The 14866-nt window shown below is 48.6% G+C and carries 12 protein-coding genes; 9 read left to right on the top strand and 3 right to left on the bottom strand.

The features are described 5' to 3' along the window. The first annotated feature begins 23 nt into the window (after positions 1–23). Positions 24–743, top strand: coding sequence for an ABC transporter ATP-binding protein (locus WMO65_RS01675; protein WP_033143256.1), 720 nt, complete (start codon positions 24–26; stop codon positions 741–743). Continuing rightward, complete coding sequence (locus WMO65_RS01670; protein ID WP_103732556.1) at positions 730–2295, top strand: ABC transporter permease; 1566 nt, start codon at positions 730–732, stop codon at positions 2293–2295. The genes WMO65_RS01675 and WMO65_RS01670 overlap by 14 nt, the downstream gene beginning before the upstream one ends. 3 nt (positions 2296–2298) lie before the next feature. Here the strand turns inward: WMO65_RS01670 and WMO65_RS01665 are convergent, their stop codons facing one another. Genes WMO65_RS01665 through WMO65_RS01655 form a run of 3 tightly spaced genes read right to left on the bottom strand, consistent with a single transcriptional unit; the run spans position 2299 to position 4718 of the window. Then, positions 2299–3030 (bottom strand): ABC transporter permease, encoded by a 732-nt coding sequence (locus tag WMO65_RS01665; RefSeq protein WP_033143258.1) that lies wholly within the window; start codon positions 3028–3030, stop codon positions 2299–2301. 3 nt (positions 3031–3033) lie between these two features. Continuing rightward, the gene (locus tag WMO65_RS01660; protein WP_052099676.1) at positions 3034–3807 is read right to left on the bottom strand and encodes an ABC transporter permease; all 774 of its coding nucleotides are present in this window, start codon (positions 3805–3807) and stop codon (positions 3034–3036) included. Beyond that, positions 3804–4718 carry an ABC transporter ATP-binding protein gene (locus tag WMO65_RS01655; protein WP_033143259.1) on the bottom strand — a complete coding sequence of 305 codons (915 nt, stop codon included), beginning with the start codon at positions 4716–4718 and terminating at the stop codon, positions 3804–3806. The genes WMO65_RS01660 and WMO65_RS01655 overlap by 4 nt, the downstream gene beginning before the upstream one ends. Before the next feature lie 160 nt (positions 4719–4878). Between WMO65_RS01655 and WMO65_RS01650 the strand changes: the two genes are divergently transcribed. The 7 genes from WMO65_RS01650 (at position 4879) to ptsP (ending at position 14765) form a co-directional block, all read left to right on the top strand. Beyond that, positions 4879–5598, top strand: a complete 720-nt coding sequence (locus WMO65_RS01650) for a response regulator transcription factor (protein ID WP_148393119.1) — start codon at positions 4879–4881, stop codon at positions 5596–5598. Next, positions 5595–6974 carry a sensor histidine kinase gene (locus tag WMO65_RS01645; protein WP_349063566.1) on the top strand — a complete coding sequence of 460 codons (1380 nt, stop codon included), beginning with the start codon at positions 5595–5597 and terminating at the stop codon, positions 6972–6974. The genes WMO65_RS01650 and WMO65_RS01645 overlap by 4 nt, the downstream gene beginning before the upstream one ends. A gap of 1133 nt (positions 6975–8107) precedes the next feature. After that, positions 8108–9088, top strand: a complete 981-nt coding sequence (locus WMO65_RS01640; protein ID WP_148393117.1) for a LacI family DNA-binding transcriptional regulator — start codon at positions 8108–8110, stop codon at positions 9086–9088. Positions 9089–9412: 324 nt separating this feature from the next. Then, positions 9413–11302: a PTS sucrose transporter subunit IIABC gene (locus WMO65_RS01635; RefSeq protein ID WP_148393116.1), complete on the top strand. Its 1890-nt coding sequence runs from the start codon at positions 9413–9415 to the stop codon at positions 11300–11302. Between the two features lie 12 nt (positions 11303–11314). Further along, entirely contained in the window at positions 11315–12778 is a 1464-nt protein-coding gene (locus WMO65_RS01630) for a glycoside hydrolase family 32 protein (protein WP_148393115.1), read from the top strand. A gap of 84 nt (positions 12779–12862) precedes the next feature. Further along, positions 12863–13111: an HPr family phosphocarrier protein gene (locus tag WMO65_RS01625; RefSeq protein WP_033142191.1), complete on the top strand. Its 249-nt coding sequence runs from the start codon at positions 12863–12865 to the stop codon at positions 13109–13111. A gap of 40 nt (positions 13112–13151) precedes the next feature. Next, on the top strand, positions 13152–14765 hold the full coding sequence (ptsP, locus tag WMO65_RS01620) for a phosphoenolpyruvate--protein phosphotransferase (protein ID WP_148393114.1): 1614 nt from the start codon (positions 13152–13154) through the stop codon (positions 14763–14765). Positions 14766–14866: the final 101 nt, after the last annotated feature.

Below are 14866 nucleotides of genomic sequence, written 5' to 3'. Positions count from 1 at the left end.
GGCTCAGGCCGGGAGGAAAGAAAATGTTAGAGATCAGAAATTTTACAAAAACCTACAAAGGCGGAAAACGTGCAGTCAGCGGTCTGAATCTGCATGTGGAAGCCGGAGATATCTATGGATTTATCGGCCATAACGGAGCCGGCAAGAGTACCACTATAAAAGCAGTCGTAGGGGTTCTGGAGTTTGAGGAAGGGCAGATCCTCATTGACGGCAGGGATATCAGAAAGTCTCCGGTGGAGTGTAAGCAGATATTGGCATATATTCCGGATAATCCGGATCTGTACGAACACCTGACAGGCATCCAGTATCTGAATTTCATCGGTGATATCTACGGGGTCCCTGCAGCAGAGAGGAAGGAACTAATCCAGAAATACGGTGATATGCTGGAGATCACCAGCAGCCTAGGGGATTTGATCTCTTCCTATTCCCATGGTATGAAACAGAAGACTGCCATCATCTCCGCTCTGATCCACAAACCAAAGCTTATGGTACTGGATGAGCCTTTCGTAGGTCTTGACCCCAAGGCAACCCATACATTAAAGGAAGTCATGCATGAGATGTGTGAGAACGGCAGTGCCATCTTTTTCTCCACCCATGTCCTGGATGTGGCGGAAAAACTCTGTAATAAGATCGCTATCATCAAAAACGGAAATCTGATGGTTGCAGGCAGCACTGCCGAGCTGACCCAGGATGAATCTCTGGAAAGCCTGTTCCTGGAGGTGATCGACCATGACAAAGAGTAAATGCTGGCTACTTTTTAAGACGCAGATGAGAAATGAGTTCGGAAGGAGCCTGAAGTCCAGAGGAAGAAAAATGACTTCCTTTGCCATTGGGATTGTCCTGCTCATGCTTGTCTTCTATGCCTATATGCTTTCCTACGGGTTGGGAAGCATGGGAATGGCTGAGGTGATCCCAAGCTACGGCCTTGCCATTACCGGGCTGATCACTCTGTTTTTTACGGCACTCAAGACAAACGGCGTACTGTTTGCCTATAAAGAATATGATATGGTGATGTCCCTGCCGGTTAAGACCAGCACGGTGATCGCCAGCCGGTTTATGACCATGTATGTCCTGAATCTGATGCTGACAGCCGTTATTCTGATTCCCATGGGGATTGGGTATGCGGTTTGGGCAGCACCGGGGATAATATTTTATCCGGAGTGGATACTGGGAATCCTGGCGGCTCCGCTGATCCCCACCACACTTGCGGCTCTTTTGGGAACGCTCATCATACTTTTTTCATCCAGGTTTAAGTATGCAAATGCCGTGGTCACGGTGGTTTCCGTGATCGGAACACTGGCAGTGCTGGTGCTGTCTGTGGGAATGGGACAGTTTGCAGAGACTATTGATATGCCTGAAATACATTCCATCAGTGAAATGATACTTACGCAGGTGCACAGGATTTACCCACCGGCAGCCCTGTTTTTCCAGGGCATAGCCAGGGGAAATGCGGCAGCCATGGCAGCTTTTCTGGCGGGGTCCCTGTTATGGTTTTATCTCTTTGTAAAGCTCATATCCCCGGTTTACAAAAAGCTGAACACCTCACTGGTGACATACCATACCCGTTCCAATTATAAACTAACGGAGCTGAAGGCATCATCTCAGATCCACGCCCTCTATAAAAAAGAGCTGAAACGCTTCTTTTCCTCCACGATCTACTGCCTGAATATGGGGATGGGGTGCCTGATGACTCTTGTTTTGGCCATTGCCCTGATCTTTGTAAGGTTTGACCAGCTTGACCAGATGACGGGAATTCCCAACATGGCAGAAATGGCAGCCAGGATTCTGCCCTTTGCCATCAGTGCCCTGATATCCATGAGCTGTACTACCTGTGTTTCTCTTTCACTGGAAGGGAAAAATCTATGGATACTGAAATCCATGCCCATTGAGGATATCACCATATGCAAGAGCAAGATCCTGATGAACCTTACACTGCAGATTCCGGCAGCGCTTCTGGCAGCACTGATCATCAATATCCGCTTCCCCATGGCATTATCCATGAGGATTCTGATGTTTGTCACCCCTGTGGTGTGCGCGCTTTTTAATTCCCTTTGGGGAATGTTCATCAATCTGAAGATGCCGGATTATAACTGGACATCCGAGACCGCACTGGTGAAGCAGAGCCTGCCGGCCATGGCGGGAACGCTGGGCGGCCTTGTGGGAGGCATGATCCCTATTCTGGCTGTTCTGGCACTGCATCAGATAGACGCAGGCCTGCTTACCGGTGTTATGACTGCGGTGATCCTGCTGGGAGCCTGGGGGCTCTGGGGACAGATCAGGAAAGCAAAGATTTAACGGTCATGCTTTTACATCTCTCTTTTTCAGCAGCAGAATGCTGATGCCGGAAAAGGCCAGGAAAAAGAGAAGGACGCTCAGGAAGAAGGAGAGGGAATGACCTGCCAGTGTATCTTCATTTTTATTGGAGTTCATTCCCATGAGCATCAGGGCATACGGCCAGTACAGGCCAAGCCCCTTGTTGCTGATCACAAGTCCTGCTACGCCTCCTGCCAAGGCGATCCCGATGGGGACCGAGAAGCTTCGGATACACATGGAAAGCAGCAGCTGCAGAGCGCCGATCGCCATAGCCGCCAGAGTTCCGCGCAGGATCCAGACGAGGATCTGGGAGGGAACCCACCCGGGAAGCCCGATAAGTTTTCCGCAGAGAAGAAAGAGCACAGCCAGCCATATCTGGGTGATGAGTGTCACCTTAAAGATGACTGCCAGCTTGGAAAAGAAGATATTAGGAATGGAGACCGGCGCGGTCATAAGTACATTCCAGTTGTGATTCAGGTGTTCCAGACGCCAGAGATAGGAACAGTACAGGGCGATCAGGGGCGCATAGAAGAAACAGGCATAAAACAGGGAAAGCTGGGACCACAGGGAATACCATTTACCGGTGAGGATGCCCAGGTTCTGCTGATAATTGAAGGTTCCCATAATAGCCGGAATGATGGGAATCAGAATACAGGCTGCCCATATAACAGAATGGCGCAGCTTTTTATTTTCCGCTTTGACGCACAATCGTAACATATCTTACACCTCCTTTTTTACAAAGACAGTCCGGCAGACCACAAAGAATAACAGGCCGAACAATAAAAACAGCACAAAGGTTTCCGTCGGAAAGGGATTTCTGTAAAAAGACATCACACGGGTCTGGCTGTCGTAATCCATGCCGTAGGGGGAAAAGGCCGAGAAATACCCCCAGAGGATAAACCGCGCCGCTCTGGGCGGAAAAAACATGGAGAACAGCCCCAGAAACGATCCGATAAGCCCCACAAGCAGGGGTAAAATCTGGTTGGACGACATCAGGGACAGAAAATGCTGCAGCGTCAGAAGTACAAGGCTCACCAGTGTGGTGGTTCCCACATGCAGAAATACCAGGGGCAGAGGCAGTTTCTGTGTAAAATGGCAGAACATGCCTATGAGGGGAACCAGGATTCCTTCGCCTATGGTGAAGATCAGCAGATATTTCAGTTCGTGGATGAATTTCCAGTCGTAAAAGCTGCTTCGCTTCTGAAGGGTGCAGAGCAGTTTCAGTGTATTTCCCTTGATCTCCATATCACACAGCCGGCTGGCAATAACGGCTGTCATAACCGGTACCAGCACTACATTCAGCAGCGGAAACTGATACAGGGTATAGGAATACCCCCTAGCCAGGTCTTCTGCGGATAAAGAGCGTTTCCCTATAAAGGCCCATAGAAACAGAATGACAAGAAAACCCAGGGGGACAATCCAGATTCTGCGGCGGCGCTGTTTTTGCTGTTCAGCAGTAAAGGAACTGCTGATACCACTTTTTATTTTACTCATAGACTGATGCTCCTTCCCGTAAGATTGAGGAAAATATCCTCCAGGCTTTTCTGCTGCTCCTCCAGACGAAGAATCCCCAGTTTGTTTTCAGACAGAATAGTTCCGGCGTGAAGAATATCCTCGTCTCTGTCAGATAAGAGATACAGATTCTCTTTTTCAATCTCCACCGGAAGTCCGGAATGCTTCAGGGACAGGAAGGACTGCCGGTCATCTGTGGTGCGCAGCTTCATGCGGGCCTTGCTGTGTTCGTGGAGGCTGGCCAGTTTATCCTGAAAGACCAGGGAGCCTTTGCTGATGATACCCACATAGGTTGCCATCTGGTCAATTTCCGAGAGGAGATGGCTGGATACAAGGACGGTCATGCCGTAACGTGACGGGAGGGTACAGATCAGCTCACGCATCTCCTGGATGCCGGCCGGGTCAAGGCCGTTCGTGGGTTCATCCAGAAGCAGGATGCGGGGATGGCCCAGCAGGGCGGCTGCCAGTCCCAGACGCTGTTTCATGCCCAGGGAATACTGACCCACTTTTTTGTTCTGCTGTTTTTCCATGCGCACTGTCTGCAGAACCTCGTCGATGGCACTTTCCGGGACCTGTTTCAGAGTGCAGATGACCTGCAGATTTTCTCTGCCGCTCAGATGTCCGTAATAGGAAGGGGATTCTATGAGGGAGCCTGTATCCTTCAGGATTGAGAGGCGGTTCCTGCTGTTCACCGTTTTTCCAAGGACTGTGACCGTGCCGGATGTGGGCTTTGCCAGGCCCAGGATCATTTTCATGGTGGTGGATTTGCCGGCGCCGTTTGGGCCGAGGAATCCGTAGATACTGCCCCCGGGGACTTTTAAGTCCAGGTCTTTTACCACCTGTTTTTTACCATATTGTTTTGTAAGGGATGATGTTTCAATGACAATTCCCATATTTCTGCCTCCTTTTTATCTTTTCTGATTTCTGCATTCATGTTACAGCAGGGAACTTAATCAGGACTGAAGGCTGCCTTATTTTTACCTTAAATTTTCCGGTCTCTGTGGATATCAGGCGGGAAATGTTTTATCATAAAGGCAGAAGGAGGGAAGACGGATGAATTTGTATGACTGTAAAATTTTATTGATAGATGACAACGCAGAGCTGGTATCCATGATCAGCGGAATCCTGACAAAGAGCGGGTTTGAGAGCATATATACAGCAGGAAGCTGCAGCAGCGGGCTGGAGGTTTTCTTAAAGGAGGAGCCGCAGCTTGTGATCCTGGATATCATGCTTCCGGACGGGGACGGATTTACCCTGTTCCGCAGACTCAGGGAGCAGTCCCAGGTGCCCATTCTGTTTCTCTCCGCCAGGGATGAGGACAATGACCGCCTGTTCGGGCTGGGCCTGGGGGCGGATGATTATATTACCAAACCCTTTCTGCCTCAGGAACTGCTATTGAGGATACATGCCATCTTAAAGCGTGTCTATTTCTCTTCGGTACAGCTTCCGAAAGAGGAAAAGGTTCTGATTCTGGGAAAACGTGAGATTTCTTTTGAAAATGCCCAGGTGACGGCAGAAGGAATAAGCGTTTCCCTCACGGCAAAGGAACTGCTTCTGCTGAAAAAGCTGAATCAGAATCGGGGGAAGATCGTAACATTTGACGCGATCTGCCAGGCTGTATGGGAGGATTCCTATTACGGATATGAAAATACGCTGATGGTGCATATCCGCCATCTGCGGGAGAAGATAGAGGAAGACCCGTCCCATCCTGTCTGGATCCAGACAGCCAGGGGCCTTGGTTACAGGCTGAAAAAGGAGGAGGGGCAGAGATGAAAAGTCTATGGAAGATCAGCCGCAGGTATATCCTGACGGCTGTATTTATTACCGTGTTTGTCATTTTTGTCAATCTGGCAGTATTTATATATATGGCATATACCAGTATAACAGAGGGGGAGAACCAAAACAGCGGAATGACCGTACGGCAGAATATGGAGAAGATAAGCAGCCGGATCCACAGGCAGGGGGAGGGTTACGGGCTGTCACAGGAGGGGTATGACATATTAAAAGAGACATCGTTTCAGTGGGCAATGCTTCTTGACCGGGACGGGAAAGCTGTGTGGGAGTATGCACTTCCGAAAGAAATACCAAGGCAGTTCGGCATACTGGATGTGGCCTCATTCAGCCGCTGGTATCTGGAAGATTATCCGGTCTATGTCTGGCGGCATGGGGACGGGCTTCTGGTATTTGGCTGCAGCAAGGGCAGCATTGTGAGGCTGAGCACAATCTGGGACGGCACGCTGATGAGAAATGCAAAATGGAATGCAGGGATATTCTGTATTTTGAATCTGCTGCTGCTCCTTTGCCTGGCACTGGCATTCGGGTACCGTTTTTACAAAGCCTTAAAACCTGTTGCGGGAGGGATTGAGGCGCTTTACAAGAAAGAGAAGGTGGAGATTCCGGAAAAAGGGATGATTGATGAGCTGGCGGCGAAACTGAATCAGGCGTCAGAGATACTCTGTCTGCAGAACAGCAAGCTGGAGCAGAGGGACAATGCCAGAACGGATTGGATCGCAGGGGTTTCCCATGATATCAGGACACCGCTTGCACTGATCGTGGGTTATGCGGATGAACTGGAGAAGGAAGAAGGGCTGTCGGATGCGCAGCGGGAGAAAGCGGCTGTGATACAGCAGCAGAGCCTTGTGATACGGCAGCTCATATCAGACCTGAACCTGACCTCCAAGCTGGAGTACCATGCCCAGCCGCTGTCCGTTGCAGAATATGCACCGGCAGAGCTATTGCGGGAATGTGCGGCGGATTATTATAATCAGGGACTGGATGATAAATACGAGATAGAACTGCAAATCGGGCCAAAGGAGGAGCGCCTGCGTCTGACCGGAGACAGGGGGCTTCTCATGCGCGCCTTTCGGAATCTGGTGGGAAACAGCATCCGGCATAACCCGGGGGGATGTACCGTCTATGTGAAAATGAAAATTGCGGGGGACAGGGCCGGTATTTTATTTTCAGACAGCGGCCCCGGGATTCCGGAATCCATCCTCCGGGCGCTGAAACATCCGGATTCACCGGAAAGTTCCCGTGTGCATATTATGGGACTGCGCATTGTGAGACAGATCGTGGAGGCCCATAACGGCAGGGTGGAATTTGTGAAAAAGGAATGGGAAGAGGGGTATGCCGTGCGGATTTATCTGTAAGGTGCATCCTATGCTTCTTCTTTATCCTCTTTATCCCCGTTCTTCCGGCTGTCCGGGTAATTGTTCCCGTTGTTGTTGCCGCAGCTGACGCCCTTTTTTATGGGAGCTAACAGGAAACCTTTGATAATGCCCAGATAAAAGAAACAGAGAAGGATGAGGAGCTTCTCCGCAAGTGACCAGTCCCTTTTGAAAAATTCCTTGATTTTTTCTAACGTGGCATCTCCTTTGCTGAGTTTTTTGTTGTGACTGGGTTTTTCTATTCATTAATATAGCTTTGGGGACTGGAAGTACAGGACCTTGGACTTGAATTTTCCCTGTTTTACAGATGATTTGAATGAACATGTTTGATTTCGTGTGTAAAATTAAGGAGTTCTGTGTGATATTTACTTGCATTACAGATAAAATGAAAGAACATGCTGGGTTTGGTATGTAAAATTAAGGGGTTGGAGTGTGGTATTTACTTGCATTACAGATAAATTAAAAGAACATGTTGGGTTTCGTATGTAAAATCAAGGAGTTAGAGTGTGGTATTTACTTGCATTACAGGTAAATTAAAAGAACATGTTGGGTTTCGTATGTAAATTTAAGGAGTTGGAGTGTGGTATTTACTTGCATTACAGGTAAATTAAAAGAACATGTTGGGTTTCGTAGGTAAAATTAAGGAGTTGGAGTGTGGTATTTACTTGCATTACAGATAAATTAAAAGAACATGTTGGGTTTCATATGTAAAATCAAGGAGTTAGAGTGTGGTATTTACTTGCATTACAGATAAAATGAAAGAACATGCTGGGTTTGGTATGTAAAATTAAGGGGTTGGAGTGTGGTATTTACTTGCATTACAGATAATTTAAAAAAAACGCTGAATTTCGTATGTAATCTTATGAATTTTACCGATTGCTGCTACTTTTTTTACAGATAAATAATGGAAAAAATTTAAATTTATACGTACATCCCCCAATATAACGTGCAGGCATCCTTGCTTTGCAGCTCATCTGAAACGCTGGTGCATTCCGGATGATGTGTGAACACTAACTCCAAATGGTCTTCAAAATACTAAACGGTCATCAAAACTTGATTTATAAATTTCGGCAGGTTATAATCATGATAAAATAAGCCTTTCAGGAGGATGAGCGTTGAATATCAATGAGATTGCAAAGTTGTCGGGGGTTTCCAGGGCCACGGTTTCCCGTTATCTCAATGACGGCTATGTAAGTGAAGAGAAAAAAGAAAAGATCAGGAAGGTGATTGAGGAGACAGGATATCAGCCCTCCAGCCAGGCACAGATGCTCCGCACGAAGAAGACCAGGCTTGTGGGCGTCATCCTTCCGAAAATCAATTCCGACACGGTGAGCCGCATGGTGGCAGGTATCAGTGACGTGCTGGCGAAGAACGGATATCAGCTTCTTCTGGCAAATACCAACAACAGTGTGGAGGAGGAACTGAAATACCTGAACCTGTTTAAAGATAACCAGGTGGACGGCATTGTATTTATTGCCACTATATTTACCACCAGGCATAAGAAGCTTCTGAAGGAGTGCAGGGTTCCGGTTGTGATCCTGGGACAGCATTTGGACGGCTATTCCTGTGTCTATCATGATGATTTCCATGCGTCCAGGGAAGTGACACAGTTACTGCTGGAAAAGGGCAGGACCGTGGGCTTTATCGGTGTGACCACAAAGGATGAGGCTGCGGGTCTCGGCAGGAAGAAGGGCTTTGAGGCAGCTATGAAAAAAGCGGGGAATACCTGCAGGCCGGAGCAGATGGCTGAGGCAAAGTTCAGTATTGAATCCGGGTATGAGAAGATGAAAGAACTTCTGGAAGCTGTGCCTCAGGTAGATTCCGTCTTCTGTGCCACAGATAATATTGCCATCGGAGCTATGTCCTATTTAAAAGAAATTGGGAAATCGATTCCACAGGATATCCAGCTTGTCGGAATAGGTGACACACCGCTTGGCAAGCTTGTGACGCCCAGCCTGACAACCGTGCATTTTTATTATAAGACAAGCGGGATGGAGGCTGCGTCCATGCTGGTGGACATACTTGAGACAGACAGAACGGTGAACAAAGAGCTGAAGATGGGCTTTGAGGTGATCAGGAAGAACTCCACTCGTTAATGGGAGAAGCAGAAAAAGACAGCGAAAAACAGTAAATGGAACAAAGTGACCGGGATATCCCATATATGGGGTATTCCGGTTTTTTTCAATTTATTGGACGGGGAAAGCAGTCCTACAGGCGGGAGGAGGTTCTTTGGTAAAAATGCATGATTTTTGCCTTTCAGTTTTGTGAGGATTATCAATTTACAAAGACGGATATCTCGGATATAATGAAAACAAGATATGAGAACGATTCCATATAATAAAAGCGTGAATACAAAAGGATAAATAAAAGAATACTAGATATGTATATGGGAACGATAACATGAAAAGGAGAGAAAAGGCATGGATTACAGAAGCATTGCACAGCAGATCTATGACAACATCGGCGGCAGGCAGAATATTGTATCCGCTGCACACTGCGCCACCAGGCTTCGTCTGGTTATCGGCGACAATGAAAAATGCAGCAAAGAGGCTCTGGAGAATGTGGAGGGAGTAAAGGGGGTTTTTGAGGCCTCCGGGCAGCTCCAGATCATTCTGGGAACGGGAACAGTGAACAAGGTCTATGATGAGTTCATTGCCATTGCCGGGATTTCCGCTGCCAGTAAAGAGGAAGTGAAGCAGGCGGCGGCTTCTAAACAGAATGTTTTCCAGCGGCTGATCAAAACCCTGGGGGATGTCTTTGTTCCCATTATTCCGGCCATTGTGGCCAGCGGTCTTTTGATGGGGCTTCTGGAAGGGCTTGGCAAAGTATTCCCGGCTATGACACAGTCGGGGACTTACACGATCATTCATCTGTTCAGCAATGCGGCCTTTGTATTTCTTCCAATCCTGATAGCGATCAGTGCGGCGAAGGTCTTCGGAGGCAACATTTTCCTTGGAGCTGTCATCGGTATGATCATGATCCATACCGATTTGATGAATGCCTGGTCTGTGGCCTCCGCGGAGACAATTCCGACAGCAGATGCCTGGTTTGGCCTGTATCAGATCAACCTGGTAGGATATCAGGGGCATGTGATTCCTGTGGTGATCGCCGTATGGTTTATGTCCATGCTGGAGAAGAAGCTGCATAAGATTGTCCCTGAGATCATTGACCTTTTCGTGACGCCCCTGGTGACTGTTCTGGCCACAGGATATCTGACGCTTACCGTGTTTGGTCCTGTCTTTTCCTGGATTGAGAACGGAGTTCTGGACGGTGTGCAGTTCCTGATCACGCTGCCTCTGGGCATTGGTTCCGCTCTGGCCGGCGCTGTATACGCGCCCACAGTAGTTGCAGGTGTGCACCACATGTATAACGCTCTGGAGGCCGGACTTTTAAGTTCAAAAGGGCTGAATATCTGGATGCCTATTGCCACAGCGGCCAATGTGGCACAGGGGGCCGCGGCTCTTGCCATGGCTCTCAAGACAAAGAACCAGAAGCTGAAAGCACTGGCACTTCCCTCCTCCCTCTCCGCTTTTTTGGGAATTACGGAGCCGGTCATCTTTGGTGTCAATCTGCGTTATATGAAGTGTTTTATCGCCGGATGCGTGGGCGGAGCTGTGGGCGGCCTGATGGCCGGACTTACCGGCGTGGGCGCCTCCGCATACGGAATCACAGGGCTGTTCGGCTATCTGATTACCACGGATTATACAGTACAGTATACTATGGTGGTTGCGGCTTCGGTGATAACAGCATTTGTGATTTCCTGGGTTTTATACAGAGAAGAACAGATACCCGCGGCAGAGAGTATAGAGCAGAAATCTGAGACAGAAAACAGCAGCGCACAGGCAGAATTTAGATGCGAAAAAAATACGGTTTACAGCCCGCTCAAAGGAAATGCAATTCCTCTGACAGAGGTAAAAGACTCCACATTTGCCGGTGAGATTCTGGGAAAAGGAATGGCTGTGATCCCGTCTGAGGGAACGGTATACGCACCTTTTGACGGTACTGTGGAGACTGTCTTTGATACAAAACACGCCGTGGGACTTACCAGCACAGATGGGGTAGAAATCCTGATTCATGTAGGAATCAACACTGTGGAGCTGGGCGGAAAATATTACGAAACTCATGTCAGTGAGGGCGATAGTGTACATGCCGGTCAGCCCCTTGTTACTTTCTCCATAGAGGATATTAAGAATGCTGGATATGATATCACCACACCGGTTATTGTCACCAACACAGATGATTACCAGGAGGTTGTCATGGAGGCAGCCGGAGAGATTCAGGTACTTGACAGGGCAGTCACAGTAAAGTAGAGGCGGTAAGATATGAATGTGATGAGAGATACGCTGCTGCGGGAGATACGCCGCATGGAGACGGAATATCAGAACCGGCCGGGCCCGGATAAGTGGAGGCTTCGCTTCCACATCATGCCCCCGGCAGGGTGGCTCAATGACCCGAACGGACTTTGTTTTTACAGGGGAAAATACCATTTCTTTTTCCAATACTCCCCTTTTGACCCGGAAGGCGGGCTGAAAGTGTGGGGAGAATATACCGGCACAGATCTGGTGCACTGGCAGTATGAGGGGACACCGCTTCTGCCGGACAGCCCCTGGGACTGCCATGGAGTATACTCCGGCTGCGCATTTACGGAGGACGGGCTGCTGGACATCTTTTACACGGGAAATGTAAAGCTGGATGGGGATTATGACTATGTGAACAGCGGCAGAGAGGCCAATACGATATATACATGCAGTGAGGATGGCATTCATTTCCGGGAAAAGGAATGTCTGCTGGAAATGAAAGACTACCCGACAGGATATACCAACCATATCCGTGACCCGAAAGTATGGAAAGCAGGGGATACCTGTTATATGGTACTGGGTGGCAGGAAAAAGGACAACCGGGGAGCCGTGCTCTTATATGCATCCAAAGATAAAAAACACTGGGAATTTGTAAGAGAAGTGACTACCAGGGAGCCTTTTGGTTACATGTGGGAGTGTCCGGATGCCTTCTGTCTGGATGGGCAGTGGCTGCTCTCTGTATCGCCCCAGGGGCTGAAAAGAGAAGAGTTTTGCCGGCAGAATATTTACCAGTCCGGATACTTTATACTACCTGAAAAATGGATGGAAGAAGGGGAGCCGAAAGAGTTCCGGGAATGGGATATGGGATTTGATTTTTATGCCCCACAGACATTCACGGATGAAAAGGGAAGACGGATCCTTGTAGGCTGGGCTGGCCTGCCTGATATCAAAGAAGAATACAACAATCCAACGGTGGAACAGGGGTGGCAGCACGCCTTTACTATGCCGAGGGAGCTTAAATGGAAGAATGGAAAAGTGTATCAGTATCCTGTGAAAGAGGCAGAAATGCTGCGGGAAAAAGAGCTTTTTTCAGGCAGCAGACAGGACCGGGATCCGGAAAAAACACAGGGGATTCTGGTTGAGGATTCCTGCTTTGACTGGGAAATCAAGGAGACAGATTCCAGGTCTTTTATCATAATAATAGAAGAGGAATGTGTACTCAAATATGAGGACGGCGTCTTTTTCCTGTCTTTTGAAGGGGCCATGGGAGCCGGAAGAAAGGTACGAAAAGCGCTTGTACCAAAGCTTTACAGTATCCGTATCCTGGCGGATACCTCACTTATGGAAATCTACCTGAACGAGGGAGAATATGTATTCACCTCCAGATATTATACAGAGAGTGACGTAAGGCAGCTTTCGGTCCGGGGCCTGCAAAATGCGGGAAATATCTGGACGATGAAGAAGCAGACATGCTTAACGGGCTTATGATAAATGAAACAATAGGTGCATGTGCCATTTCACAATAATTATGGCTGACATGCAGCATCAAACCAAAGAAAAGGAGAAAAAAATATGGGATCTTTTCATTATGTAATCAAGGACGAAATCGGAATTCACGCAAGACCTGCAGGAATGCTGGCTAAGATGGCAAAAGGTTTTGACAGCGCTGTCACGATCACGAAAGGTGAGAAGACTGTGGATGCCTCAAAGCTCATGGCAGTTATGGGACTGGGAGTGAAAAAAGGCGATGAGATCGTCATTTCCACAGACAATACAGAGGATTTGGAAATACTCAAAAAGTTCTTTGAGGAGAACCTGTAAATAAAGGCGCAAAGCATAGGGAAAAGAAAGGAAAGCTATCATGGAGCAGTATACCGGAAAATCAATTTATAAAAGTGTTGCGATCGGTCCAGTTTATTTCTATTCCAGAGGTGAACAGCAGGTAAAACGCTGCAAAGCGGAGGACAGCCAGGCACAGCTTGAACGCTATGAAACAGCCAGAGACCGTGCGGTGGAGGAACTGCAGCAGCTTTACCAAAAGGCGCTGAAGGAAGTCGGGGAAGTCAATGCGGCGATTTTTGAGGTACATGCCATGATGCTGGAGGATGAGGATTACAATGATTCTGTAAAGAACATCATCTTTTCCCAGCAGGTCAACGCTGAGTATGCTGTGGCTGTGACCGGCGATAACTTTGCCCAGATGTTTGCTGAGATGGATGACGAATATTTCAAGGCAAGGGCAGCGGATGTAAAGGACATTTCCGAGCGTGTGGTGGGTATCCTGTCAAATAAAAGGGCAGGAAGCAGCATAGGCCGGGAGCCGGTCATTGTGATCGCAAAAGACCTGGCGCCCAGTGAGACCGTACAGATGGACAAATCCAGGCTGCTGGGCTTTGTGACGGAACTGGGGTCTTCCAATTCCCACACGGCGATCCTTGCCAGGACTATGAATCTTCCCGCACTCATCGGCGTTCCGGTTAAGGAGGAGTGGAGCGGAAAACTGGCCATAGTGGATGGGTACCAGGGGATTCTCTACATTGATCCGGATGAGGAGACACTGGAAAAAATGCGGAAAAAACAGCAGGAGGACAGGGAGAGATCCAGACTTCTGCAGCAGTTAAAAGGCAGGCTGACCGTAACCCCGGACGGCAGAAAGATCAATCTCTACGCCAACATCGGCAGTGTATCGGATGTGGCGGCGGTACTGGAAAATGACGCTGAGGGTATCGGGCTTTTCCGAAGTGAATTCCTTTACCTGGAAAAGGATACATACCCCACTGAGGAGGAGCAGTTCCAGAGCTATAAGCTGGCAGCGGAAATGATGGCCGGAAAGAAAGTGATCATCAGGACGCTGGATATCGGTGCGGATAAGCAGGTAGAGTATTTCCATCTCGGGCAGGAGGAAAACCCTGCTATGGGTTACCGGGCCATCCGTATCTGTCTGGAGGAGCCGGAGGTGTTCAAGACCCAGCTTTGGGCTATTTTCCGGGCCAGTGCTTACGGAGAGATCGCGGTCATGTATCCCATGATCACCTCTGTGGAGGAAGTGCGCAGGATCAAGGCAATAGTAGAAGAAGTAAAAGAGGAGCTGGATGCCAGAAATATCCCATACAAAAATGTGGAACAGGGAATCATGATCGAGACGCCCGCAGCAGCTGTCATCAGCGATATGCTGGCAAAAGAGGTGGACTTTTTCAGCATTGGGACGAATGATCTGAGTCAGTACACCATGGCGATCGACAGACAGAACCCAAGGCTTGACGCCTTTTATGACCCCCATCATCCGGCACTTCTGCGGCTGATACGCATGGTCATTGACAATGGACATGCTCATGGATGCTGGGTCGGAATCTGTGGGGAACTGGGAGCAGACCTGTCCCTGACAAAAGAGTTTCTGCAGATGGGGATTGATGAACTTTCCGTAGCTCCCGGCATGGTGCTGCAGGTCCGTGAGGCAGTCAGAAAAGCAGAATGACAGGCCCATAATACAGCAGGGGAGCTAAGAAAATATATGAGAATGTGGAGGCGCATATGGTCCGGGACTGTATGCGCCTTTAATTTATTGCAGGGCATCTT

Origin of the sequence: Blautia caccae, from assembly GCF_040095955.1 — a bacterium.
Taxonomy (GTDB): Bacteria; Bacillota; Clostridia; order Lachnospirales; family Lachnospiraceae; genus Blautia; species Blautia celeris.
Note: the sequence above shows the minus strand (reverse complement) of the source record. Positions and strands in the feature narration are given on the sequence as shown.